Genomic DNA, 24989 nt, shown 5'->3' on the forward strand with positions numbered 1-24989 from the left:
TTTTTTTAAATTTATTTTCGCATGATATATCCTTCAAGTCGATGTAAAGCTTCTTCTAATGTATCAAGGGAGTATGCATAGGACAGTCGGACATACCCTTCTCCTAAAGGGGAAAATGCACTCCCAGGTACGAGAGCAACACCTGCTTCCTTCACAAGGTTTAATGCAAAATCAAAGGATGGTTGCCCAAACTTTTTGATAGAAGGAAATAAATAAAATGCTCCGTTTGGTTTCACGACATCAATGTTCATATCAACTAATCGTTGATATACAAAATCTCTTCGCTTTACATACTCTGCTTTCATACCATCTGCATCGTTGATCCCGTTTGTTAATGCCTCATAAGCAGCTTTCTGTGATATGGAGGAGGCACAAGAAACATTGTATTGGTGTACCTTAAGAATATGTTTGGTAATAAATGCAGGTGCAAACAGAAAACCTATTCTCCAACCAGTCATAGAATGTGATTTTGACAAACCATTAATAACGATTGTTTGCTCAGGTAAATATGTAGCTATCGAGTGATGATTTCCGTCAAATACTAGTTCACTATAGATTTCATCAGATAGTATGAAGATATCTTTACCCTTTACCAATGATGCAATTTCCTCAAGTTCATGCGTAGAAAGGGTAACGCCTGTTGGATTAGACGGATAGGGAAGTACGATGCATCTCGTTTTATCAGTGATATTGTTTTCAATTAATTCAGCTGTTAAACGAAATTCATTATGAGTTGTATCCACAAGGATTGGAGTTGCACCAGCTAATCGTATCAATGGTTCATATCCAGGATACACCGGCCCAGGAAGAATTACCTCACAGCCTTGAGATAAAATTGTACGGAAGGCTATATCTAGCGCTTGACTAGCACCGACAGTTGTAATAACCTCCGTTTCATAATCATAAGAAAGATTGTATTTTGATTTGATAAAATGTGTCGCTGCTTTTCTAAGTTCAGGAAATCCAGCATTATGGGTGTATGAAGTGTAATTTTGGTCAATTGCGTTTTTCGCTTCCGCTTTAACATGCTCTGGTGTAAAAAAGTCAGGCTGTCCGATTGTTAGGGAGATTACATTCTCATAGTCAGATACCATATTAAAGAATTTCCGAATCCCTGAGATTTCAATGTTTCTTGCAGATTGATTAAGTAGATGTTCCAACTGAATCCTTCCTTTCTTTCCTTGTCTCACAATAATATCATGATTTCAATTATGTATATAGACAAAATAAAAGACTAGTGCATAGCACTAGCCAATGGTTATTGCAAAAAGCTGTATTGTGACAATAACATATTATATTGTTTTGTAAGTTCCATAAATAATGTCTCATCTCGATCAATTAGTGATTGGTCAATTTGTTGTAGCAATCGTTCTTTTTTAAAGGAGGCCTGTGATTGTTTTAGAACCATTTCGGCTACCTTTTCATAGATTTCTTCATCAGGCATTTCAGAAATAACGACTACTTCGTTTTTTTGCTCTTTGTTCAAATGGTCCATTGCTAATCACTCCTTCAATTTTTTCACGTACTTCACGAAATGTACAACTAGAATCATGTTATCGTAGGAAAACATTTCAATTTCTAGTTGTCTTTCCATTATGAAGGCAAAAATGAAAAAAGTAAAGCATTATTTAGAAAATTTAGATATATCAGAACTTAACATACTACTTCTCGCTTGTATATATGTTGGAGAATACGAAAAAATGGGTTACTTTCCTACTCATACTCATAATATGATATGAAGACGTTTTGAAAGGGAGGTACCGTATATGAATCAACCATATGGTGGATACCAAATGAATCCTTATTATCGACAAGTTCCTCACTATTATTACCCGTACCATCCAGCGAATGGTTATCAGCAAGCATATTATATAAATACTCCACTACAAAATCAAAACAGTAGACAGATGGAGGATTTTCAACAAGTGTGGGGTGCAGTACGAGACAAACTTGCACCACAATACAACAAATTAGCAGAGTATAATGTTACCCGTAGGATATCTCAGTATTTTGCCATGCAATTGGTTATGTTTACCGTGATGACACAAAATCAATATTCCGGGTCACTTGACCAAAAGGTAAATCGCACGTACCAAGCGTTCCGTAATCAAATGAATTGGTTATTTGTCGTATTGGCACCTTATCGGATTCCAAATCAAGAGATTGAAAGGGTAAGTAAGGCAATCATTAGACTAACCTATGAAAATATTGGATACACACCAGAATCGAGTTGGAGCGAATGGGAGGATCTGGGAGGCGTCTTAACGTCTGGTCCATCTGTGGCGGTTCCTGGGAGAAATCAACTTGACGTCTATGTTCGTGGAAGAAATCGAGTTCTTTATCATCGAATGTGGGATGGCTCGAGATGGACAGATTGGGAAAATCTTGGCGGGACCCTTACTTCATCTCCAGCAGCAGTTTCATGGGGACCTGGCAGAGTTGATGTCTTCGCAAGGGGAGAGAATCAGCAATTAATCCACAAGTATTGGAATGGCTCTTCCTGGAGTGACTGGGAGGATCTCGGTGGGGTACTTACTTCATCCCCCGCAGTAGCATCTTGGTCTGAAAATCGACTTGATGTGTTTGGCAGGGGTACGGATCGTCATCTGTATCATATCTATTGGGATGGTTCGAGATGGAGTGAGTGGGAAGATTTAGGTGGCATTCTGACTTCTGCTCCAGGGGCTGTTTCGTGGGGACCAAATCGAGTTGACGTGTTTGGCCGCGGGCAAAATAGAGCGCTATATCACAAGTATTGGAATGGCTCATCCTGGAGTGAGTGGGAAGACCTTGGCGGACAATTAACATCAAGTCCAGCTGCATCTTCCAGAGAACCAAATAATATTGATGTATTTGTGAAAGGTACGAATGACCATCTCTATTATAAAAATTGGGATGGAAGTCGTTGGAATGATTGGGTTGATCTCGGTGGAACATTAACTTCTGAGCCTTCTTCAGCTTCATGGGGCCGAAATCGAATAGATGTTTTTGCTAAAGGAGATAAAGATCAGTTAATTCATAAGTGGAAAGCTTAACTTGGGCAGTGATGCCCTTTTTTTTGTTATTTAAACAGAAATTATTATCGATTATACATCTATGAATTAGATTGATTTAGACAGACTATCTCCTCATATACATATAAACAGGTTAGATTATGAAAAGGGGTTGAGAAATATGCCTAGGTATGTTTGGGGTGTAGATTCGGCGGCGTCGGTTGATGAAGAACTATATTCTTGCGTGAAACAAAATTTTGGGAATCCTAAGTTCTGGGGAAGATATCTTAGCGAGGTACCAAATGTATCTGCAGGTTTAACTAGGGAAGAAATTTCGTTTTTGAGGAATCGGGGAATTAAGATCTTACCCATATATAATGTTTTTTCAGATGCAGTCGGTTATGAGAAAGGGCAAATTGCCGCAAGAAATGCAGTTTTTAATGCAAGAAGGCTAGCAATTCCCAATAATGTAGCATTGTTTGCAAATGTGGAGCGTTTTTTTGCAGTTGATGAAGCATGGATTCGCGGTTGGGTGGAATCCATTTATCCGTCAGGATTTCGTCCAGGAATATATCATGATCCTGTTGAAGGTGCGTTTGCTGCGGCGTATTGTGAAGCAGTTCGGAATAATAGCCAAATTGGCGTACAAGCAATTTTATGGAGCGCTGAACCTCAAACAGGGGTAACAAGGGAGCGACATGCTCCGGCCTTTAAGCCAGCGTCCCCGAAATGTAAAGCAAATACGTGGGTTTGGCAATATGGAAGAGATGCAGACCAATGCCCAATCGATACAAATTTGGCTGATCAGCGGGCAATGAATTTTTTATTTTAGAATAAAAGAGCATGACTCAGACTGTTTATAATGATGACTGCGAGAATCGTAATTACGCATGCATAAGTGGATAATACTTACAATTTTCAGTGCCTTCTGGTTTTTTTTACTATTTATTGGATTATACACATGCTTTTAGTGACCTACTATAAGTAAAAGCATCCGCAAATTGAAGTTACACATGCAATAACGTTCTTTTCGTTTAGAAACAATGCGCAAAGTGATAATGATTACTACTCTTGTTATTTTCGAACATGCTTACCTTTTATCAGGTACAACTGTTCAATAACGTTACGATAGCATAAACATAACTATACTTAGCGTCGTTCATTGTAGTTACACCTATTCCCAACCTCGTATGAAGGCAATCTTAATTTGACTAGCATTTTACGATATAGGGCAGATCACATTTAATCTAAGAACAATTATCATACAAAAAACCAGGTAGCTTGTACCTGGTTTAATCCTATTTATGGGAAAAAAATTACCGATAGCTTTCTCCTAATTTTTTGAAGACTGGTTTTTGGTATGTTTTTTTATTTGGATTATGCGTATGTTCATTCTTTTCTTCAATCCCTACATATTGCTGTAGTAGGCTTTTTGCAAGTGTAAGAGATAGTTGGGTTTTAGGGTTGCGATAAGTCTGATTTAACTTTCCAAGATGTGGTAGGCGAGAGAAGTCATCTTTTGTAGGAGGCATGTGAAAATAATAATCTCCGGCTGAAATTAATACATCAGATTGTTGTTGACTGTTTTTTGGATTTCGAGAAAAATGAAGTCCTTCTTTTTTTGCCTTTCCTTCAGAAAGTAGCTTTTCTAATGCTTTACGTTTTAGTAAGTATAAAAATTTTGGGTTGGTTGCTGTTTTGGCGTGTCGGTTGACTACGAAGATGGCTCGAGCAAGGTTGTCCACATTTGGCTCAAGTGGAACTGGATTTACCTGTTTTTTCATACTTTCTCTCCTTTCTATCTTTTATTATACTGGTATTACTGGTTTTATTGCAAATTCCTGTAAAGATTAAGCCAAATCTCTATTACGAAAAAATAATGATAAAGAAATACAGGATTTTGTCGATATATGTAGAAAGAATAGTTATTACTTTTAATAGGGAATGGTCTCATGAATCGAATGAATAATATAATTTTAACGGGCGAACAATACAGCCATTTTGGCGACAAAATAGAAACAATTATTTTTGAAATCATTCTTAAGCATATAAAAGATTTAATTTATGTGATGAGGGTAAATGATGGTACATTTTCATATGTATTCTTAAATGAGGAAGCAAGGGGACACGCCAAATTAACGAGTTCAAGTATTGGCAAGACACTTCATGAGGTTTTACCGATTGATACGGCTAATCACTTACATGAACAATATACATCTGTCTTGGAAAAAAGGGAAGTAGTATCATTTCAAGACGTTGTCATTCTATCAGACCAACAGGTTGTTCATGGTGAGTCAATTTTAACCCCAATATTTGACGAAAATGAAAACATTCAGTTCATCGTAAGTGTTACACGGGATATTTCTAAGCGTGTCGCTGATGAAGAAATGATTACCTTCATGGCCTATCATGACCAACTCACGGGATTGCCAAATCGAAGTTCATTAAAAAAAGAATTAGACAAAGCTGTCGAGGACGCACAAACGAATCATAAAAAGCTGTCCTTAATGTTTATTGATCTTGATCGCTTTAAATTTTTTAATGATTCAATGGGTCATGTTGCAGGGGATCATTTATTACAAGAGGTTGCGAAACGATTAACATCAATTGATCAAAAGAACTATAAAGTTTTTCGCCAGGGTGGTGACGAGTTTATTGTCATCCTAAACGATACATCTAGAGAATCAACTGTACAATTTGCTGAAAAGGTAATCCATGCATTTGAAAATTCTTTCGTATTGCAACGAAAGGAGTTCTTTATCTCGGCTAGCATAGGTATAAGTCTATTTCCATCAGATGGCGAAGACGGAGATACACTTATTAAAAATGCGGATACAGCCCTGTATCGTGCCAAGGAATTAGGTAGATCACTTTATCAGTTTTATCATTCTGACTTACAACAACAAATGTCCCATTTGATGCAATTGGAGACTGGGCTAAGAAAGGCAATCGAGAAAAATGAGCTCGAAATCTATTACCAACCACAGTTAGATCTCGCAACAAATAAAGTAACAAGTTTCGAGGCGTTACTAAGATGGAAACATCCCACACTTGGATTTGTATCGCCAGCTGAGTTTATTCCGCTTGCAGAAGACACTGGCCTTATTCTATCTATCGGAGAATGGATTATTAATACCGTTTGCCAGAAAATTAAAGAATGGAAGTTAGCGGGTTATGGTACAGTCTCAGTAAGTATTAATCTATCTCCTAAACAATTTAAGCAACCTGGATTAGTAGAGTTAATCCAAGACAATATTAAAAAAAATCAAATATATCCAAGTAGTCTTGAGTTTGAGCTAACAGAAGGAGCTATGCAAGATCCAAAGAATACCTTAAGAACTCTCACACAATTAAAGAAGATAGGTGTACGGCTTTCTGTCGATGATTTTGGAACTGGTTACTCTTCCTTAAGTTATATCAAGCAACTACCAATCGATACATTGAAGATTGATCAGTCCTTTGTAAGAGAAGTGCTAACAGATGAAAAAGATGCTGCAATTACAACAACAATTATTCATTTGGCACATAGCCTCGGACTTTCAGTAATTGCTGAAGGAGTAGAAGAGGAAAAACAGGTAGAATTTTTCAAGCTTATGGGATGCCATAAAGCACAGGGCTATTTCTTCAGCAAACCGATACCTGAACAGGAAATGGTGGAGCACTATTTACAAAAAAACTAGGTAAAAAGAAAACAAACATACTTTGCTGAAGTAGTTTAGATAATAATTAAGCTTCTTTTAGCTAAATAACAAAGTGTAATCAACAATATCAAAAAAGCTTGGTAGATCACCAAGCTTTTTAACAATACATTTTACTTAAACCAATAAAAAATATTATGTGACTAATCTACTAAATGGTAATTTAACCATTACCTCAAATAATCTAATTCGATACAAGCGTAAAGATAGAGATTTCAGGCTTTGCTAAAAATCGGAGTGGAAGCCTTGTCGTTCCTAATCCTCTATTCACATACAAAAACATTTGGTTAATCCCGATCATATGGTCACCCTCATAATAGATGCTGCCTAGGGGTGGAGTAATGAGTGGTCCAACAAATGGTAGCTGAATTTGCCCACCATGACTATGACCAGATAATTGAACGTGTGCACCAACCTCAGCAGCTCTTTCGGCAATATCAGGCTCATGTGCCAGCAAGATGGTGAATGTTGAAGATTCCACATCCTGAAAGGCTTGTTCGAAATCAGGCCTTCCAAGCATGACATCGTCTAATCCAACGATTGTTATTTTGGAATCATTCCGTACTACTTCTTTTGAGCTATTTAATAATAGTGTAAATTCGGCCTGGTTCATTATGTTTTTATAGATTTCAGAACCATAGCCTCCGTGATCGTGGTTTCCGTAAATGGCAAATTTCCCGAGTGGTGCTTTTAATCGAGTGAGTAATGGAATCAAGTGATTAGCAGCTGCATATTTATTTGGCTCATCCATTAAGTCCCCAGTGAAGAAAATGATATCTGGTTTTTGTTCATTAATTTTATCGACGATCCTCGTAAGTTGTTCCAATGTAAAATAATGGCCGATATGGGTATCGCTAAATTGTACAATTTTGAGATTGTGAAATTCCTTTGGAATGATAGGGTTTTTTATAGTATGTGTAGTGATTTCTACTTGTTTGGGCTCGAAGTATCTTGCATACCAATATCCTAAAGAGGATGCAAGAACAGCTGTAGAAGTAGTAATAAATGCACGTTTTAAAAATTTTCGTCTTGTATATTTTTTAGACATCCTCAACGCCAACCTATCATTTTTTACTTTTACTTTATGGTTCCTTCTTTTTCACATAGTGGTTATTATAGCACATTAGTATGCTAGTGATTTTTAAATATGTATTACAGTTGTAATAGGAAAGAAAAAAAGAATTCTAGTCTGTATAGCAAAGAATTGGATAGATAGAAACAAAAAGTTGGTTGAGGAGCTGATGTTATGCATTCGTAGCTGCAAAAGTAGGTGTCATAGAAAGGAAAACCACACGGGTGGTCTTTTTTTATGCCAAAATTCTATCTTTTCCACGCTTATAGTTTGAATATTTTGATTGTATTCCCAAAAAGGTGTCAGATTGTGCAGTTATTTAACGAACGATTCGTGCCCACTGCTTGTCCTGAACTTGTTAAAATGAGGGTACTTGTAAAAGACGTAACTCTTATTCAATCGAACTCATACTCTATTTACGTATGATGTATGAAGGTGAATAATAAATTACATTTGAATCCGATACAATGTTAACCTTCACTAACCTTTAGAGGAATGTAAGCATATTTGTGAGAAAGTCTGTTCGTAATTATTTCAAGGCGGATTTTATTATGAGGAAAGGGTGGTATTTTGAGTAAGCGAATCGCACTATTCATGGTTGTATTATGTTTATTCGGACTAGTGATTACCCAACCAGTTAACGCTTCATCTAAGCAGCCTCTATCAAATGACCAAGTGTTTACCCTTCTTCAGGAGGCTTTTCAAGCGCAGTCTTCCTTAACATTTGAGTTTCGTACGTATGAAGCTGTGCAACAAATTCTTTCTCCATACTTTGATGAGCAATACAGTTCATCCTTTTTAGAAGAAAATCTAATGAAAGAAGAAGAAGGATATATTGTGTATGGATCTGATTTTGCTCTTTATTTTATTCCGTTCTTTTCCTATACGGAAGAAACGAAAGTGATGTATGACAAGGAAAAGGAAAAAATCTTTGTATACGAATTATTTAAAACACCAGAATCAGGACCTGTTTCGTATGATGATCATTATGAAGTGATTACGATTGAAAAGAGAAATGAGGATTGGCTAATTACTGAACTGTCAATGCAGGATGAGCCTCCGATTATACAAGAGAGCGTAGAAAAGAAAGAAGACGTGGAAGAGGCTATTGAGACTAAATTAACATCATTTCATACATGGAATCCGTTTAAGATGACAATTTATTCTTTACTTGAAATGGAGAGTCGAACACCTTTGTATGCTGGTTATTTCCATGGAATATTTTAACTCAGTAAAAAACCCAAAACAGGAAATCTCTAAATAGAGATACCTATTTTGGGTTTTTCATTAGTAAGTCGACTATACCCATTGCACATACATCAACATCCATTTGAATAATTTCATACACCTCATGGTCTCTAGGGACATTACGCTTGTCTAAATAAGTGTAAATAGCCTGTAACAAGTTTTCTTTTACATGATCTTTTTGCTCCATCGGTGTTGCTGACAGATAATTTTGAAAAGCTTCATGCCCCGCATTAACATAGATAGGCAACCAATAGGAAAGTTGGTTGAAAACCTCATCCACATTTGTTGACATTCCAAAATGACCGAAATAAATAGCAGATACGTTTAGATCCTTAATCAAATTTGCTGATGCTAGCATTGCGTCAGGACGAAATTGATTAGGAGATGTCGATGGTAAATATAGGTCAATTTGATCCTGTAAAAGTTCATAATAATAGACACCAATTGTGTCACCTGTAAAAATACCATTACTAACAGGATCATAGATACTAAAGTGATGATTGGCATGCCCTGGCGTATCATAAAATACGAGTGAACAATTGGAACTAATTTCTAGTTGGGACTTATCTTCCTTCACAATTAATCTATCCTCAGAAATCGGTACTATCGGATCAAATAAAGAATCAAATGTATCCCCATATACAGCCTTTGCTCCAGCAATCAAGCGAGTCGGATCAGCTAAATGTCTTGCACCTTTTGGATGAACGACAACCTTTGCATTCGGACAGTATTGCAATAATAAGCCCACACCACCAGCATGGTCTAAATGAATATGGGTCACAATAATATACTCTACATCGAATGGATCGATTTTTAGCGTTTTTAGTCCTTCCAAGATATAGGGGATAGAGGGACTAGCACTCGTTTCGATAATCGTTATTTTTTCCTCTTTTAGTATATAAACGCCTGTTCGATTGAGTCTTCCTAGATCATGAGCATCGATTAGAAAAATACGTTCAGTAAGTTGAATAGGATTTTTCATGTTCTTCTCCTTAATTTTTATTGTTTCAAGGCTAATTTTATTGTATTGTTACATAGTAGTTGTGTAAAGATGTTGATTAAAATATTCTGAAAATATTATTCGGTTGAAAAATGGTCAATATCATGGATAGAAGAGCTAATATTGCTTAATCCTAAAAGAAGAAAGCTTCATACATACGAAAGGAGAGGCTACATATGTCGCAGTTACAAGGAATTATTTCCCGTCTTATAAGTCTTCAAGAAAATGCAAATGGTGGAGAGCCACCTCAACGTTTTTTCGAAGTTAATGGTGAAAGAAGATGTAGCGTGAAGTATTTTAGCAAAACTAGCACGTTTGAACTTGAGGTATATCAGCAAGGGGAAAAACCAAAAACATACCAATTTGATAATATTGATATGATTGCAATTGAAATTTTTGATTTAATTAGCTAAAAAGGTTCGGCACAACGCCGAGCCTTTTTCTTTTTGTGAATTTTACCCTAATGAAATTCAAACCAAATAATACAAGTTATCCCTTGAAAATTATGTTAAAATAAAGGAGGAGTATAAAAAATGGAACCTGGTAATATATGAAAATAACTAAGATGTGAGGTTGTGAGGCTTTCATGTTTAGTCTTCAAAGTGAAAACATTTTTGAAACAACAATACAAAATTTATTAATACCTGCAGATAAGGTAGCTCATGTACAAATTGGCAATAGCTTGGAACACGCCCTTCTTGTTCTCACAAAAACAGGCTATACGGCTGTTCCTGTATTGGATCCCACCTATAAGCTACACGGTTTAATCAGCTCAACTCATATTCTTGACGCAATTCTGGGATTAGAACGTATAGAGTTTGAACGCTTAGAAAAAATGAAGGTTGAAGAGGTAATGAATAGGGAGATCCCTAGGTTAAATTTGAATGACAATGTAGGGAAGGGCCTAGACCTAGTGATCGATAATCCTTTCGTATGTGTCGAAAATGATGAATTAGTATTTGAAGGGATATTTACCCGTCGTGCAATTTTAAAGCAAGTAAATAAACAAGTGAAAAGCCAAAATAGGTAACGTCATACAAACAGACCCTCTACATTTTTGTTGGAGGGTCTTCCTTTGTTAATAATGAAAATGTAAATGTAATAACATATAATATAAGTAAAACTTATACCTGAGATCAGGAGGAAAATACGTGCAATTTTCAGAGTTTCAATTATTAGTTGTATTATCATCAGAATTAAATATGAGAAAGGCGTCTGAACGGTTATTTGTCACTCAGCCTGCACTATCTCAACGTCTGCAAACGATTGAAAAGTCCTGGGACACCAAAATTTTTATACGATCACAAAAAGGACTTACTCCGACTCCGGCTGGAGAAAAAATTATTGATTTTGCAAAAGAGGTAGTTGAAAAGGAAGAAAAAATAAGGGAGCAGCTCCAAGGGCTTAATCAGGAGGTCCATGGAACATTAAAAATTGCATGTGCATCTATTATTGGCCAAAACTGGCTGCCAAAGGTGTTAAAAAAATATGTAAATAAGTATCCTCATGCCAAGATTTCTTTAATTACAGGATGGAGTAGTGAAATTCTAAAGAATCTTTATGACGATACTGTACATATAGGTATAATTCGGGGTAAACCAGACTGGAAAGGTGCAAAACATCATCTGTTGACGGATACGATGTATTTAGTAGATAAAGAAATTCAAAAAATAGAACAGGTTTGGGAAACAGACAGACCATTTATTCAATTTAAAAGTGATTCTACCTATTATCAAGAGATACAGGAATGGTGGCACCGTACGTTTCAGTCAACACCTCGACGTACAATTGTAGTCGACCAAATCGAAACATGTAAACAAATGACCTTAAACGGAATAGGTTATGCAATTTTACCATCAGTAACGTTAAATGATGAGGAAACAAATATCTATAAAATACCGTTACTTAATGAGAATAATGAACCTATGAAACGTGACACATGGTTAGTTGGCTACGATTACGCATTTGAGCTAAAACAGGTACAAGCATTTGTATCCTTAATAAAGGAAAACATGGATTCATGGTCGGAAGATTAATTAATTCAAATTATGTACTAAAAACTTCATTAGATTTTTTTTCTTGTCACCAAATAAATTGTTTGTTACATTAAATAAATGACATACAGTTGGTATTGAGGAGGAATTACATATGAAACAAATGGATGCAAATGAGATTATTTCTTTTATTCAGAACAGTGTGAAATCTACACCTGTAAAGGTTTACGTAAAGGGTAAATTAGAAGGATTAACATTCGGTGATACTTCAAAAGTTTTTATTACTGGAAATACTGGGGTTGTTTTTGGAGAGTGGTCTGAAATCAAAGCTACTCTTGAAGAAAATAAGAGTAAGATTGAAGACTATGTTGTAGAAAATGATCGTCGAAACTCCGCAATACCATTATTAGATACAAAAGGTATTAAAGCTCGGATCGAGCCTGGAGCAATCATCCGTGACCAGGTTGAAATTGGTGATAATGCGGTTATTATGATGGGAGCTTCTATCAATATTGGAGCTGTTATTGGTGAAGGTACAATGATTGATATGAATGCAGTATTAGGTGGAAGAGCTACAGTAGGTAAGAACTGTCATGTTGGTGCTGGCGCCGTGTTAGCTGGTGTAATTGAGCCACCTTCTGCAAAACCAGTTGTACTTGAAGACGATGTTCTTATTGGTGCAAATGCAGTTGTTCTAGAAGGTGTGACTGTTGGTAAAGGTGCAGTAGTTGCTGCAGGAGCAATTGTTATTGAAGATGTTCCTCCATATACAGTTGTAGCTGGAACACCTGCTCGTGTCATTAAACAAATTGATGAAAAAACAAAGTCCAAGACAGAAATCAAACAAGAACTTCGCCAGTTATAAAAAATATATGTAAAAAACTAAGGCGTGGATGTGATCATCCACGCCTAAACTATAGCGGGAGAGAAGATGAAAATGACGAATGTAAGCCCATATATAAAAATAAGAAGAGATCTTCATAAAATTCCTGAACTAGGTTTTCAAGAAACAAAGACACAACAATACTTACTTGATTATATACAATCGTTGCCGGCTGAAAGAATCGAAGTGAAAACATGGAAGACGGGTATTTTTGTAAAAGTACAAGGCGATTCTCCGAATAAAATGATTGGCTATCGAGCGGATATTGATGGATTACCAATTGATGAAGAAACAAACTATGATTTTCAATCAGAGCATCCAGGAGCAATGCATGCTTGTGGACATGATTTTCATATGAGTATAGCACTAGGAATTTTGACAAATGTTGTTTCAAATCCAATAAATGATGATGTTTTGTTCATCTTCCAACCGGCTGAAGAGGGCCCAGGTGGTGCATTACCAATGTTGGAAAGTGAGATCATGAAGCAATGGAAACCAGATATGATAGTTGGCTTACATGTCGCACCAGAACATCCAGTAGGGACGATAGCAACAAGGGAAGGACTACTCTTTGCCAATACTTCCGAATTATTTATTGATCTAAAAGGGAAGGGTGGGCATGCGGCATATCCTCACCAAACAAACGATATGGTAATAGCTGCATGCACCTTAGTGTCACAGCTACAAACCATTGTTTCGCGCAATGTTGATCCATTGGATAGTGCAGTCATCACAATCGGGAAAATTACCGGTGGTACTGTTCAGAATATCATTTCAGAAAGAGCAAGGTTAGAAGGTACCATTCGAACCCTATCTGTTGAGTCCATGAAAAAGGTAAAAGAAAGAATTGAAGCATTGGTACATGGAGTGGAAGTCGGGTACCAATGTGAAGTTACGATAGATTATGGTGCCATGTATCACCAAGTATACAATCATCATGAATTAACAAGAGAGTTTATGAAATTTGCAAGCGAACAAACAAATGTAAGAGTGATCGAATGCAAGGAAGCAATGACTGGAGAGGATTTTGGATATATGCTCCGTGATATTCCTGGGTTTATGTTCTGGTTGGGTGTTGATTCTGAACATGGTCTACACCATGCGAAACTTACTCCAAATGAAAATGCCATACCCATTGCAATTGATCTTGTAACAAAATACTTGCATAATATCGATTCCTACTAGTTTTTGCTTAATCGATGAATCCAATCTCGGAATATGTGTAGAATAATCAAAGTCTGATTGTGACAAATTACATATATGAGGAGGTGGATGATTAATGGCAAAAATTGGAATTGAAGGTTCCTTAACAAATGTTCAACAAGCTCTTCAAGAAAAAGGGTATGACGTTGTTCAGCTTCGTCAAGAAAGCGATGCACAAAACTGTGACTGTTGCGTTGTTACAGGTTTAGACTCAAATGTTATGGGAATTGCAAATACTGTAACTCAAGGATCTGTTATTGAGGCAAACGGATTATCTGCTGAACAGGTATGTCAAGAAGTAGAAAGTCGTTTAGGAAGAGCTTAAATAAGTATAAAGCGAAATTAGACTAGGTAAAAATACCTAGTCTTTTCCATGGGTAAGAAATTTATAAAATTCTTGAGATTTTGGGATAAGTGTACTGACATCTGAGTTTTAGCATGTAGCCCCTTGAGGTCATAAAACATTATAATTTGAGGGCAAAACGCGCATTCTACGCTACTATAACTGGCCGAGTCTGTTGATTCGGCCTTTTTTAGTCCTTATTCTATTTTATAAAAAATTTAACATTTTCAGATAATACACTAGTAATTTATTTCGAAAACCGATATATTATTAGTTACGTGTTGCGAATTTTTTAATTGGTTTTTTGAAACACCAAGGGGGGATTTATAATGGAGACCTTTAAGAAATTAAAGGAGTTTTATTGGCCACATCGAAAGTTTTTTTACTGGTCACTATTTGCAATGCTTTTTGTTACTGGAATTACAGTTGTCTACCCAATTGTACTCCAAGTAACGATTGATGAAGTAATTCGAGCAGGAAATTATCAGCTTGTTCCTTACCTTGCATTGGGATTTGTTGCCATAATGGTTATAAAAGGGGTGGCTACATATTTTAATCAATATTTAGGAGACTTTTTCGGAATTACAGCTGTTTATAAAATGCGGAATGCGTTATATGAAAAGCTACAACGCCTCTCTTTTAGCTATTATGACAATGCGAAAACAGGAGATCTCATGTCCCGACTTACAGCAGATGTAGAGGGGTTCCGGTTCTTCCTTTCCTTCGGATTTGCGGAGTTACTTAGGTTTACACTTTTAATTATCTTTAGTTTAATTGTAATGTTTTCATACTCAATTCCACTTACATTAGTCACTATTATGGCTTTGCCTTTTCTAGGGATAGTTGTTTATCGCTTTGACAAACGCGTACATCCCGCATTTCGTAAAGTACGTAAAAACTTTGGGCGGTTAAATACGAATGTTCAAGAAAATATAAGTGGAATTAACACTGTGAAGTCACTTTCACGTGAGGAGTTTCAAATTAATAAGTTTAATCGTTCAAACGAGGGGTATCGCGACGTTTCCTTAGCAACTTCAACGATTTGGGCAAAATTCTTTCCGTTGATGGAGTTTATCGGAAATGTATGTGTAGTAGCACTCCTTTCTTATGGGGGATATTTAGTAATTGAAGGTTCGGTTTCACATGGGGAACTCGTTGCCTTTTTTAGTTTGGTTTGGTACTTACTGAACCCTATTATGAATCTAGGGTTTATTATCAATATGTTTTCTCAAGCAAAAGCTTCAGGGGAACGGTTATTAGAAATTCTTGAGGCAGATGAAAAGATTGTTGACCGAAAAGATGTTCTTGCAAATGAAAGATTACGAGGTCATGTAGAATTTAAAGACGTCACACTGAAATATACAGAAGAAGATGAGGCTGCCCTCCAATCGATCACTTTTACAGCAGAACCAGGGAAAATAATCGGTCTTATTGGAGCGACAGGCTCGGGGAAAACAAGTATTACTCAACTTATGACGAGATTTTATGAGCCAGCAAAAGGTCAAGTGCTTTTAGATGGTAGAGATGTTACTGATTATTCGATTCAAACGTTACGAAGCAATATTGGCTTTGTTATGCAAGAATCCTTCCTATTCTCGTCGTCCATACGTGCGAATATTGCGTACGGTAGACCCGACGCTTCCATGGAAGAAATAATTGATGCTGCGAAGCGAGCTCAAGCACATGATTTTATCATGGAACTGCCAAATGGTTACGATACGATGCTTGGAGAACGTGGTATGGGACTATCTGGAGGTCAGAAGCAAAGAATTGCCATTGCACGATCTATTTGCATAGACCCAAGTATCTTAATCTTAGATGATGCGACTAGTGCCGTCGATATGGAAACAGAATTTGAAATCCAAAAGGCGTTAAAAGAAGTGATGAAGGGGCGTACAACATTTATCATTGCCCACCGAATTTCTTCTCTAAAACATGCTGATGAAATTCTAGTATTAGAAAACGGATTAGTTGTTGAACGTGGGAAACATGAAGTGTTATTGAAAAATGAAGGACCTTATCAACGAATTTATGATATCCAATACAAAGACCAAAAAGTAGTCCTTCAGTCACAAGTAGGGTAGGTGAGTCATATGTCAACGGAAAAAGAAAAACAAGATGTGAAACATCGGTTCCATTATTCAACAGACCAAGCAATTGAAAAACCATTTAACTGGAAACAAATGGCGCGTCTATTAGGATATATGAAGCCTTATTCTAAAAGTCTATTACCATTAGCAATTTTGATGGTTTTACTTACGACAGCAGTTCGATTAATAGCTCCAATATTAATTGGGAAATATGCAATTGACCATGCAATTGCAAATAAAGATACGGATTTTTTAATCATTTTAGTAGCAACCATTGCTAGTCTTTATGCAGTGAACTACGTTGCAAATATTTTTAGAATAAAATGGACGAATATGCTGGGGCAAAACATCATTTATGATCTACGAAAGCACCTCTTTACACATGTGCAAGGTCTTTCTCATCGCTTTTTTGATAAGCGTTCAGCAGGTTCCATTTTAGTCCGTATATTAAATGATGTAAATTCTCTACAAGAGTTATTTACGAATGGGGTTATCAATCTATTAATGGATTTTGTTTTGTTATTTGGTGTCATCTTTATTCTCTTTGCGTTAAGCCCAGAGTTAACGTTAGCGATTTTGATTATTTTGCCACTTATGGTATTAATCACAACAAAGCTACGAAGAAAAATCCGGAGGTCATGGCAAACGGTTCGTATCAAACAGTCTATGCTTAACTCACATCTAAATGAAAGTATTCAGGGGATTCGTGTTACTCAGTCATTTACACAGGAAAAAGAAAATATTGAGTTTTTTGACGGTGTGAACAATGAAAATTTTGAAAGCTGGAGAGATGCTAGCCAAAAGAATGCTATGTTTCGTCCATTTGTTGAAATGACAAATGCGGTAGGGACCGCCATTCTAATATGGTTTGGAGCAACCCTTATCCAGGCGGATGGTTTAACAATTGGTGTATTTGTTTCTTTTGCTTTCTATTTAGGAATGTTTTGGGAGCCTATTTCGAGATTGGGTCAAGTCTATAATCAACTATTAGTTGGGATGGCTTCATCTGAACGTATTTTCGAATTTATAGATGAGAAACCAATCGTTGGTGAAACAGAAAATCCAATTCAAATAACTGAGATGAAGGGAAAAATTGAATTTGATAAGGTTGAATTTGCTTATGACGAGACTCGGAAGGCTCTAAAGGGTATTTCCTTAACTATTGATGCTGGGCAAACCATTGCACTTGTGGGTCATACCGGTTCCGGAAAGACGACGATAGCGAATTTAATAAGCCGCTTCTATGACGCAACAAGTGGTGCAGTGAAAATTGACGGGATCAATATTAAAGAATTATCACTTCAAAGTGTCCGCTCTCAAATAAGTGTTGTTCTGCAGGATACCTTTATCTTCTCTGGCACCATTAAAGATAATATACGTTTTGGACGTCCTGATGCGTCGGATGAAGAAGTAATGGAAGCTGCAAAGGCAGTAGGTGCCCATAACTTTATCGAAAAACTCGTAAACGGATATGATACAGAAGTCGAGGAGAGAGGGAATATTTTATCAGTTGGTGAAAGACAACTCCTTTCCTTTGCTCGTGCTTTGTTAGCTGATCCGAAAATATTAATTTTAGATGAAGCAACAGCGAGTATTGATACGGAAACAGAAGTGAAGATTCAACAAGCTTTAAAGAAACTACTAAAAGGAAGAACAGCTATTATCATTGCTCACAGACTATCAACCATTCGTGAATCAGATAATATTTTCGTATTAGATCACGGTGAGATTATCGAGCATGGAAATCATGATGAATTAATGAAACAGCAGGGCGAATATTTCGGCTTAGTAAAAGCTCAATTTAAAATGTTAGAAGCAATGTAGATAAGCTAAGAAAGAACTATACTACTAGTTCTTTCTTTTTTTGTTTTTACTAATATTTGTGGGATAGCAAAGGTGATTACACATTAGATAAAACTTATGTTAAAATCAAAGTTATCATCAAATTGATGGGGGAATAGTAGTGAATAAAAAAGAATTTGCAGTAATTGGTCTTGGTCGTTTCGGTGGTAGTATTTGTCGTGCATTAAGTGATGAGGGCATGGAAGTAATGGCGATGGACTTAGATGAAGATAAAGTAAATGAATTTTCTACAATTGCATCTCATGCAGTTGTTGGTGATTCCACAGATGAATCAGTACTTAAGAGTCTAGGCATACGAAATTTTGACCTTGTTATTGTCGCAATAGGAGATAACTTGAAGGCCAGTATTTTAACAACCATTATCCTTAAGGAATTAGGGGTTAAACAAATCTGGGTAAAAGCTCAGAATGATTACCATGAGAAAATCTTAAGTAAGATCGGAGCAGATCGAATTGTCCACCCAGAACGAGATATGGGGAAACGAATTGCTCATAACATTATATCTAATAATGTGCTGGATTATTTAGAGCTCTCAGATGAACATAGTATTATTGAAATTGTAGCAAGCTCAAGGATTGATGGTAGATCGTTAATTGAATTAGATGTACGTGCAAAATATGGTGTCACAATTGTTGCGATGAAAAGAGGAAAAGAAATCATTGTATCGCCACAGGCAACAGAGCAGATACATAAGGGAGATATATTAATTATTATTGGAGCGGATACGGACATTAGCCGTTTTGAGAAAAACTTGATAGAGGAGTAAAACGTCTCGGATATGAGGCGTTTTTTTTTCAAAGATAAGCAAAAACCACTGAGGTAAGATCCTCAGTGGTGGTTTGATAATTTAAACCTCCATGATAATTGGTAAAATCATAGGACGGCGTTTTGTTTTTTCATAAAGGAATGGTGCAAGTGTATCTGTGATTTCATTTTTAATCTCGGACCATTGAGTTGTTCTTCTTTCCATTACTTTACTTAGGTGCTTTGTAATTAGACTTTGTGCATCATTGATTAAATCACCAGATTCACGCATATATACGAACCCACGAGAGATTAAATCTGGACCTGCTGCAATTTTAAAGTCCTTCATATTAATGCTTACCACTACAATTACAAGTCCTTCTTCCGAAAGAATACGACGGTCTCTTAACACAATATTTCCAATATCACCAATACCGCTACCATCAATATATACATTTCCAGAAGGTATTTTGCCTGCTACAGAAGCCTCATTTTCACTTAGAGCGAGAACTTCGCCATTATCCATAATAAAACAGTTTTCTTCTAGAACACCGCAATCAACAGCGGATTTTGCATGCATTTTTTGCATGCGATATTCACCATGAATTGGCATAAAATACTTAGGTTGCATTAAGCGAAGCATTAATTTTTGTTCTTCCTGTCCGCCATGTCCAGATGTATGGATGTCACTAAGAGGTCCGGATATAACTTCTGCTCCGGCACGGTATAGCATATTGATTGTTCGACTAACGCTCAGTGTATTACCTGGAATTGGAGAAGATGAAAATACCACTGTATCCCCAGGAATAATCTGAATTTGTCGGTGAGTTCCGTTTGCAATTCTTGATAGAGCTGCCATTGGTTCTCCTTGACTACCTGTACAAAGAATCACGACTTGGTTAGCAGGGATTCTATTGATTTGGTTTGCATCAACAAATGTATCTTTTGGACATTTAATATAACCGAGATCATAGCCAATATTAATTGCTGATTCCATACTTCTTCCGAATACAGCAATCTTTCGGTCATATTTTACAGCTGCCTCAACCACCTGTTGTAGACGATGGATATTTGATGCAAAAGTAGCAAATATTATGCGCCCATCTACCGTACGGAATATATCTTGGATACTTTCGCCGACACGTCTCTCTGACATTGTAAAATGAGGTATTTCACTGTTTGTACTATCAGATAATAAACAGAGAACACCATCTCTTCCGATTTCCGCCATCTTTTGAAGGTTTGCTGGCTCACCAACAGGAGTAAAATCAAATTTGAAATCACCTGTATGTACGACTTGTCCAGGAGGGGTTTTTACAACAATCCCATAGGAATCTGGAATACTATGTGTTGTTCGGAAAAAAGTAACCGATGTTTTTCGGAATTTTATTACATCATCTTCTTTTATCTCAATAAGCTTTGCTTGACGTAGTAATCCATGTTCTTCTAGTTTATTTCGTATCAATCCTAAGGCAAGTTTACCTCCATAGATAGGTACGTTTATTTCACGGAGTAAATAAGGGATTCCACCGATATGATCCTCATGACCATGAGTAATAAATAACCCCTTAATTTTGTCTACGTTCTTTACAAGATAGCTGTAATCAGGAATAACATAATCGATCCCTAACAGCTCGTCCTCTGGAAATTTAATTCCAGCATCAATCAGGATGATTTCATCCTGAAACTGCACGCCATAAGTGTTCTTACCAATTTCCCCGAGTCCACCTAAGGCGAAAACAGCTGTTTGATCATTCTTTACAAATTTCATAATTCATCAAATCTCCAATACATTATAATCTTCATTTAGTTTTTCATATTCAAGATAAGGCCCTTCAACCTTTTGAATAAATTCAATATTAATTTTCCGTTCCTTTAATTTTCTACGGACCTCAACTTGAGATTCTGCTTCAATATAAACGGTTTTTGTATTTTCTCTTACTGGAACTTCATGGGCATTTTCTTGATAGTATACTTTAAAAATCATTGCCAAATCTCTCCTTAATTTCCGAAAGTTAGAGTAACTTTTTCTATTATATAAAAATATAACATGTTTTTCATGTTTTTTCTTACTTTTCCTAAATAATTCTTATCGAATGATATAAGAATAGGTAAAAAGAGGGGGAATCACTTAGAGGTTATTACCATAACTGTTACGAGATTCACGCATTATGAAAGAGTTTTCAATATACATAATAGAGATATTATAGCATTCGAGCGAATAATAGTATATGAGGAGCCCATCAAATTTGAGGGGCTCCCTACTTTTTATTTAAGCAATTGTTTTCCTTCTCAGTAAATCCTGCCATTGCTTGAGCAATCTTTTCCGTAACCTTTTAAGCATGACTATCATCTCCTTTTTTTTTAAACTTTAAACATTCCAGTAAGGGGCAGTTTGCTAGTGAAATTTTATAGAAGGTAGTAGAAATCTTTGACGCTCTAAGCTTCAATTCCAACGCAGCGACGCGCTTGTTCATTTTCTTTGTTTTTATTATGTGGTAAAAAGGGGAAGTTTATCATGGAGAAAATTGGAATAAAGTCTGTGTATTAAAAGAGGAGCACTGACTCGTCTAAAAACTAGACGTAACAGCACTCCTCTCAATTTACCTTTGAATTGGTATGGCATTTTCCAATTCGTTAAACGGATCTTCCTGATTAATATGGTCGTAAAACATAATTCCATTTAAATGATCTATTTCGTGTTGAAATACAATTGCAGGTAAACCTTTTAGCTTAATTGTCATTTCTTCTCCAGCTAGCGAAGTACCTCTTACCTTAATTTTGGCATATCGCGGCACATAACCTGGTACAATTCTGTCTACCGATAGACAACCTTCCCCACTAGTTAAATAGCTTTTTTCAACAGAATGACTAATAATCTTTGGGTTGAATAACGCATAACTATGAAGACAATCGTTATCATCTTTTACATGGACTGCTATCATACGCTTTGAAATATTTATTTGTGGGGCAGCAAGACCGACTCCAGGTCTGAGACCATACCTCTCAGCGATTTCAGGATCTTGACTATTTTTTACATAGGTAATCATTTGTTCCAATATTTTGCAGTCTTCTGCTGAAGGTGGAAGCGTAACCTCCTGTGCAACCATTCTCAATGTAGGATGACCTTCACGTATTATATGTTCCATTGTAATCATTCTTATCACATCCTGATCTTTGTAGCTGTATTCATTTTTTAGTGTAGCAAAGGTTCATTGTATTTTAAACAGGCAAACACCAATGTAGCTCGTTCTAAAGCAGTGACTAGTACATATATTTTAAAAGCATTTCTATATATATGCGATATTCAAAAAGGAGGTGGAAGAGGACCAGTCGATAAGAACGCCACATCCTGTACGTCAAAAGTCCGAGGAGTCGAAGCTTTTAGTACGGGAACCTATACATTTAATAATTTAGGAACTAAAACAGCAAGACAAAGAGTTTGCACAGGATGTGGCGAATTTCGATGCCGACATAGGACGTGGCATATTTTAGTTGAAGCCTCTTTTTAGATGTGTCATAATTCACCCGACTTTTAAATATCCATATATATATTTATAGTTATGAAATCGTATTAATATATAGTATATTGGAAGTAGTTAAGGGGGAACACGATGTGAAAAAAAACATGTATAAAGCAGTATTCCTATTAATTAGTGTAAGTTTACTTTTAGTAGGGTGTATGGGGGGACCCTCGCCTGAAGAGCAAATTTATGAAACGTTAGAGAAAGTTGTGGCTGTTGAGAAAGATTTTGCCGAGCAGCAAGACCCGTTACTTGAGCTCGAAAAGAAAGAAAAAGAGATATATGATGAAATTTTAACATTAGGGATGAAAGAATTTGATCAAATTGTAACTCTTTCTAACGAAGCTTTAACTATCGTTTCAGATCGTGAAACAAGGATTAAGAACGAATATGAAAGTATAAAAGCTTCTAAAAAAGAATTTAATAAGATTGAGGATTTTATCTCAGAAATTAAAGAAGATAAAGTAAAAGAGGAAGCAAATCAATTGGTTACTGTAATGACGAAACGTTATGAAAGCTATGAGGATTTGTACTCTACTTACAATGAGGCAATTGAACATGATAGAAAATTATACGAAATGTTCCAAAATAAGGAACTAACATTTGATGAACTGGAAACTCAAATAAATTTGATTAATGACACATATGAAAAAGTTGTATCAGCAAATGAAACATTTAATAACCTCACAGACCAATATAACAAATCAAAAGTTTCATTTTACGAAAATGCAGGACTTGAAGTAGAGTTTGAAGAGGAAAAATAATAGTACAGCAATGAAAGGGCTACCAATTAAGGGTAGTCCTTTTCTTTGTGGGTGTTTTTTTAGGGGAATACCTGTACTGTAAAAATCGATTTATTTATAGTACAGATACAAAAGCTGTATTGATACAGATTTTCATAATGGGAAATTATTCAAAAATAATTTTTTGTCGAATGGGAAATAAAACAGTAAACAAACAATTTGACGTGTATGTTCTATTGTTGTAAACTTGGTTTTGGATAAAGAGCAGTTGTATTAATTGCTTTACCAAATAAAATGATACAGGTCATTTAGGAAACGGAATTTACTTTTTGAGGAGTTTGAAATTGCGATAATTTTTTTAGACCATGAACAACTGGTTAAAAAAAGTCTTTGAAAAGATATAAATTTGGGTAACCTAAAGCTGTATGTTTCGTTGTATTTTCATTGAAAAATAGGGTAAGAAAGGAAGCGAGAAGAAGATGGCTGTAAAAGCAAATGTCTTTGATTTACAAGGGCAACTAAATAAAGTTGCTGAAAACTTTCCTATGTTTCAGATCTTAAATGAGGAAGGTGTAGTAGTTAATGAAGCTGCTGTTCCTAGTTTAAGTGATGATCAATTAAAAGAATTAATGAGAAGAATGGTTTATACAAGAATCCTTGACCAACGCTCCATTTCATTAAACCGTCAAGGGCGTTTAGGTTTCTATGCACCTACTGCAGGTCAGGAAGCATCTCAAATAGCATCTCAATTTGCTTTAGAAAAAGAGGATTTCATTTTACCTGGTTACCGTGATGTACCTCAAATCGTTTGGCATGGTCTACCACTTTATCAGGCATTTTTATTCTCTCGTGGACATTTTCATGGGAATCAAGTTCCTGAAGGTGTAAATGTAATTTCACCACAAATTATCATTGGTGCTCAATACATACAATGTGCTGGTGTTGCATTAGGTATGAAAAAGCGAGGCAGTAAATCAATTGCCATTACGTATACTGGAGATGGTGGAACGTCTCAAGGTGATTTCTATGAAGGAATCAACTTTGCTGGTGCGTTCAAAGCGCCTGCAGTATTTATCGTTCAAAACAATCGATTTGCAATTTCTACTCCAGTTGAAAAACAATCAGCAGCTAGTACATTAGCGCAAAAAGCAGTTGCTGCAGGTATCCCTGGTATTCAAGTTGATGGAATGGATCCACTTGCAGTTTATGCAGCTGTAAAAGAGGCTCGTGAGCGTGCGATTAATGGCGAAGGTCCAACACTAATTGAAACATTAACATATCGTTATGGTCCACACACTATGGCTGGGGATGACCCAACAAGATATCGTACTTCTGAGCTAGACAATGAGTGGGAAAAGAAAGATCCATTAGTTCGTTTCCGTAAATATCTAGAAGCAAAAGGTGTTTGGAATGAAGAGCTAGAAAACAAAGTAATTGAAGAAGCGAAAGAAGATATTAAAAACGCAATCAAAAAAGCGGATGAAGCTCCAAAACAAAAGGTAACTGACTTGATATCATTTATGTATGAAGAACTGCCTCAAAATCTTGAAGAGCAGATGGAAATTTATAAAGCGAAGGAGTCGAAGTAAGC

23 protein-coding genes are annotated in these 24989 nt (G+C 36.2%); 15 read left to right on the top strand and 8 right to left on the bottom strand.

Translation table 11 applies throughout. The features are described from left to right. Positions 1-11 precede the first annotated feature (11 nt). Both ACWNMY_RS19115 and ACWNMY_RS19120 read right to left on the bottom strand, forming a co-directional pair. Positions 12-1160 (bottom strand): aminotransferase A, encoded by a 1149-nt coding sequence (locus ACWNMY_RS19115; protein ID WP_449539837.1) that lies wholly within the window; start codon positions 1158-1160, stop codon positions 12-14. Positions 1161-1258: 98 nt separating this feature from the next. Next, the gene (locus ACWNMY_RS19120; protein ID WP_449539838.1) at positions 1259-1495 is read right to left on the bottom strand and encodes an IDEAL domain-containing protein; all 237 of its coding nucleotides are present in this window, start codon (positions 1493-1495) and stop codon (positions 1259-1261) included. 271 nt (positions 1496-1766) lie between these two features. Here ACWNMY_RS19120 and ACWNMY_RS19125 point away from each other — a divergent pair, with 271 nt between their 5' ends. Together ACWNMY_RS19125 and ACWNMY_RS19130 are read left to right on the top strand one after the other, a co-directional pair. After that, positions 1767-3035 carry a sialidase gene (locus ACWNMY_RS19125; protein ID WP_449539839.1) on the top strand — a complete coding sequence of 423 codons (1269 nt, stop codon included), beginning with the start codon at positions 1767-1769 and terminating at the stop codon, positions 3033-3035. Positions 3036-3174: 139 nt separating this feature from the next. Then, the gene (locus tag ACWNMY_RS19130) at positions 3175-3825 is read left to right on the top strand and encodes a glycoside hydrolase domain-containing protein (protein WP_449539840.1); all 651 of its coding nucleotides are present in this window, start codon (positions 3175-3177) and stop codon (positions 3823-3825) included. A 484-nt stretch (positions 3826-4309) separates the two neighbouring features. Here ACWNMY_RS19130 and ACWNMY_RS19135 read toward each other — a convergent pair whose 3' ends face one another. Then, positions 4310-4777, bottom strand: coding sequence for a YkyB family protein (locus ACWNMY_RS19135; protein WP_449539841.1), 468 nt, complete (start codon positions 4775-4777; stop codon positions 4310-4312). 168 nt (positions 4778-4945) lie between these two features. Between ACWNMY_RS19135 and ACWNMY_RS19140 the strand changes: the two genes are divergently transcribed. Continuing rightward, positions 4946-6673 (top strand): putative bifunctional diguanylate cyclase/phosphodiesterase, encoded by a 1728-nt coding sequence (locus tag ACWNMY_RS19140; RefSeq protein ID WP_449539842.1) that lies wholly within the window; start codon positions 4946-4948, stop codon positions 6671-6673. A gap of 202 nt (positions 6674-6875) precedes the next feature. Here the strand turns inward: ACWNMY_RS19140 and ACWNMY_RS19145 are convergent, their stop codons facing one another. Further along, positions 6876-7739 carry a metallophosphoesterase gene (locus tag ACWNMY_RS19145; RefSeq protein WP_449539843.1) on the bottom strand — a complete coding sequence of 288 codons (864 nt, stop codon included), beginning with the start codon at positions 7737-7739 and terminating at the stop codon, positions 6876-6878. 594 nt (positions 7740-8333) lie between these two features. On the opposite strand from ACWNMY_RS19145, the gene ACWNMY_RS19150 reads away from it, so the two are divergent. Next, complete coding sequence (locus tag ACWNMY_RS19150) at positions 8334-8990, top strand: DUF3993 domain-containing protein (RefSeq protein WP_449539844.1); 657 nt, start codon at positions 8334-8336, stop codon at positions 8988-8990. A gap of 43 nt (positions 8991-9033) precedes the next feature. Here the strand turns inward: ACWNMY_RS19150 and ACWNMY_RS19155 are convergent, their stop codons facing one another. Then, complete coding sequence (locus ACWNMY_RS19155) at positions 9034-9993, bottom strand: MBL fold metallo-hydrolase (RefSeq protein WP_449539845.1); 960 nt, start codon at positions 9991-9993, stop codon at positions 9034-9036. Positions 9994-10187: 194 nt separating this feature from the next. Between ACWNMY_RS19155 and ACWNMY_RS19160 the strand changes: the two genes are divergently transcribed. The 9 genes from ACWNMY_RS19160 to ACWNMY_RS19200 all read left to right on the top strand — a co-directional run bounded on the left by ACWNMY_RS19160 (position 10188) and on the right by ACWNMY_RS19200 (position 19153). Continuing rightward, complete coding sequence (locus tag ACWNMY_RS19160; protein ID WP_449539846.1) at positions 10188-10424, top strand: YkuJ family protein; 237 nt, start codon at positions 10188-10190, stop codon at positions 10422-10424. 173 nt (positions 10425-10597) lie between these two features. Beyond that, positions 10598-11041, top strand: a complete 444-nt coding sequence (gene cbpB / locus ACWNMY_RS19165; protein WP_449539847.1) for a cyclic-di-AMP-binding protein CbpB — start codon at positions 10598-10600, stop codon at positions 11039-11041. A gap of 121 nt (positions 11042-11162) precedes the next feature. Continuing rightward, entirely contained in the window at positions 11163-12047 is an 885-nt protein-coding gene (locus ACWNMY_RS19170; protein ID WP_449539848.1) for a LysR family transcriptional regulator, read from the top strand. A gap of 112 nt (positions 12048-12159) precedes the next feature. After that, entirely contained in the window at positions 12160-12870 is a 711-nt protein-coding gene (dapD, locus tag ACWNMY_RS19175; RefSeq protein WP_449539849.1) for a 2,3,4,5-tetrahydropyridine-2,6-dicarboxylate N-acetyltransferase, read from the top strand. A 72-nt stretch (positions 12871-12942) separates the two neighbouring features. Then, a complete protein-coding gene (locus ACWNMY_RS19180) occupies positions 12943-14073 on the top strand; it encodes an N-acetyldiaminopimelate deacetylase (protein ID WP_449539850.1) in 1131 nt (376 codons plus the stop codon). 94 nt (positions 14074-14167) lie between these two features. After that, entirely contained in the window at positions 14168-14416 is a 249-nt protein-coding gene (locus ACWNMY_RS19185) for a YkuS family protein (protein ID WP_449539851.1), read from the top strand. Positions 14417-14763: 347 nt separating this feature from the next. After that, on the top strand, positions 14764-16518 hold the full coding sequence (locus tag ACWNMY_RS19190) for an ABC transporter ATP-binding protein (RefSeq protein WP_449539852.1): 1755 nt from the start codon (positions 14764-14766) through the stop codon (positions 16516-16518). A 9-nt stretch (positions 16519-16527) separates the two neighbouring features. After that, the gene (locus tag ACWNMY_RS19195) at positions 16528-18348 is read left to right on the top strand and encodes an ABC transporter ATP-binding protein (RefSeq protein ID WP_449539853.1); all 1821 of its coding nucleotides are present in this window, start codon (positions 16528-16530) and stop codon (positions 18346-18348) included. Positions 18349-18487: 139 nt separating this feature from the next. Continuing rightward, positions 18488-19153 carry a potassium channel family protein gene (locus ACWNMY_RS19200; RefSeq protein WP_449539854.1) on the top strand — a complete coding sequence of 222 codons (666 nt, stop codon included), beginning with the start codon at positions 18488-18490 and terminating at the stop codon, positions 19151-19153. An 81-nt stretch (positions 19154-19234) separates the two neighbouring features. On the opposite strand, the gene rnjA is transcribed toward ACWNMY_RS19200, so the two are convergent. The 3 genes from rnjA to def all read right to left on the bottom strand — a co-directional run bounded on the left by rnjA (position 19235) and on the right by def (position 22289). Next, positions 19235-20902 carry a ribonuclease J1 gene (rnjA, locus tag ACWNMY_RS19205; RefSeq protein ID WP_449539855.1) on the bottom strand — a complete coding sequence of 556 codons (1668 nt, stop codon included), beginning with the start codon at positions 20900-20902 and terminating at the stop codon, positions 19235-19237. 6 nt (positions 20903-20908) lie between these two features. Beyond that, positions 20909-21118 (bottom strand): DNA-dependent RNA polymerase subunit epsilon, encoded by a 210-nt coding sequence (locus ACWNMY_RS19210; RefSeq protein ID WP_449539856.1) that lies wholly within the window; start codon positions 21116-21118, stop codon positions 20909-20911. Between the two features lie 616 nt (positions 21119-21734). Then, complete coding sequence (gene def / locus ACWNMY_RS19215; RefSeq protein WP_449539857.1) at positions 21735-22289, bottom strand: peptide deformylase; 555 nt, start codon at positions 22287-22289, stop codon at positions 21735-21737. 458 nt (positions 22290-22747) lie between these two features. On the opposite strand from def, the gene ACWNMY_RS19220 reads away from it, so the two are divergent. Together ACWNMY_RS19220 and pdhA are read left to right on the top strand one after the other, a co-directional pair. After that, positions 22748-23419, top strand: coding sequence for a YkyA family protein (locus tag ACWNMY_RS19220; RefSeq protein WP_449539858.1), 672 nt, complete (start codon positions 22748-22750; stop codon positions 23417-23419). A 458-nt stretch (positions 23420-23877) separates the two neighbouring features. After that, a complete protein-coding gene (pdhA, locus tag ACWNMY_RS19225) occupies positions 23878-24987 on the top strand; it encodes a pyruvate dehydrogenase (acetyl-transferring) E1 component subunit alpha (RefSeq protein WP_449539859.1) in 1110 nt (369 codons plus the stop codon). Positions 24988-24989: the final 2 nt, after the last annotated feature.

The sequence above is a fragment of the Ferdinandcohnia sp. Marseille-Q9671 genome (genome assembly GCF_976954385.1).

What these genes read in the sequence shown, in the direction of transcription:
- ACWNMY_RS19145 (WP_449539843.1), bottom strand. Translation starts at nt 7,739, where the DNA reads ATGTCTAAAAAATATACAAGACGAAAATTTTTAAAACGTGCATTTATT.
- ACWNMY_RS19135 (WP_449539841.1), bottom strand. Translation starts at nt 4,777, where the DNA reads ATGAAAAAACAGGTAAATCCAGTTCCACTTGAGCCAAATGTGGACAAC.
- cbpB (WP_449539847.1), top strand. Translation starts at nt 10,598, where the DNA reads ATGTTTAGTCTTCAAAGTGAAAACATTTTTGAAACAACAATACAAAAT.
- ACWNMY_RS19190 (WP_449539852.1), top strand. Translation starts at nt 14,764, where the DNA reads ATGGAGACCTTTAAGAAATTAAAGGAGTTTTATTGGCCACATCGAAAG.
- ACWNMY_RS19160 (WP_449539846.1), top strand. Translation starts at nt 10,188, where the DNA reads ATGTCGCAGTTACAAGGAATTATTTCCCGTCTTATAAGTCTTCAAGAA.
- def (WP_449539857.1), bottom strand. Translation starts at nt 22,289, where the DNA reads ATGATTACAATGGAACATATAATACGTGAAGGTCATCCTACATTGAGA.
- dapD (WP_449539849.1), top strand. Translation starts at nt 12,160, where the DNA reads ATGAAACAAATGGATGCAAATGAGATTATTTCTTTTATTCAGAACAGT.
- ACWNMY_RS19125 (WP_449539839.1), top strand. Translation starts at nt 1,767, where the DNA reads ATGAATCAACCATATGGTGGATACCAAATGAATCCTTATTATCGACAA.
- ACWNMY_RS19210 (WP_449539856.1), bottom strand. Translation starts at nt 21,118, where the DNA reads ATGATTTTTAAAGTATACTATCAAGAAAATGCCCATGAAGTTCCAGTA.
- ACWNMY_RS19185 (WP_449539851.1), top strand. Translation starts at nt 14,168, where the DNA reads ATGGCAAAAATTGGAATTGAAGGTTCCTTAACAAATGTTCAACAAGCT.
- ACWNMY_RS19180 (WP_449539850.1), top strand. Translation starts at nt 12,943, where the DNA reads ATGACGAATGTAAGCCCATATATAAAAATAAGAAGAGATCTTCATAAA.
- rnjA (WP_449539855.1), bottom strand. Translation starts at nt 20,902, where the DNA reads ATGAAATTTGTAAAGAATGATCAAACAGCTGTTTTCGCCTTAGGTGGA.
- ACWNMY_RS19120 (WP_449539838.1), bottom strand. Translation starts at nt 1,495, where the DNA reads ATGGACCATTTGAACAAAGAGCAAAAAAACGAAGTAGTCGTTATTTCT.
- ACWNMY_RS19130 (WP_449539840.1), top strand. Translation starts at nt 3,175, where the DNA reads ATGCCTAGGTATGTTTGGGGTGTAGATTCGGCGGCGTCGGTTGATGAA.
- ACWNMY_RS19195 (WP_449539853.1), top strand. Translation starts at nt 16,528, where the DNA reads ATGTCAACGGAAAAAGAAAAACAAGATGTGAAACATCGGTTCCATTAT.
- ACWNMY_RS19155 (WP_449539845.1), bottom strand. Translation starts at nt 9,993, where the DNA reads ATGAAAAATCCTATTCAACTTACTGAACGTATTTTTCTAATCGATGCT.
- ACWNMY_RS19140 (WP_449539842.1), top strand. Translation starts at nt 4,946, where the DNA reads ATGAATCGAATGAATAATATAATTTTAACGGGCGAACAATACAGCCAT.
- pdhA (WP_449539859.1), top strand. Translation starts at nt 23,878, where the DNA reads ATGGCTGTAAAAGCAAATGTCTTTGATTTACAAGGGCAACTAAATAAA.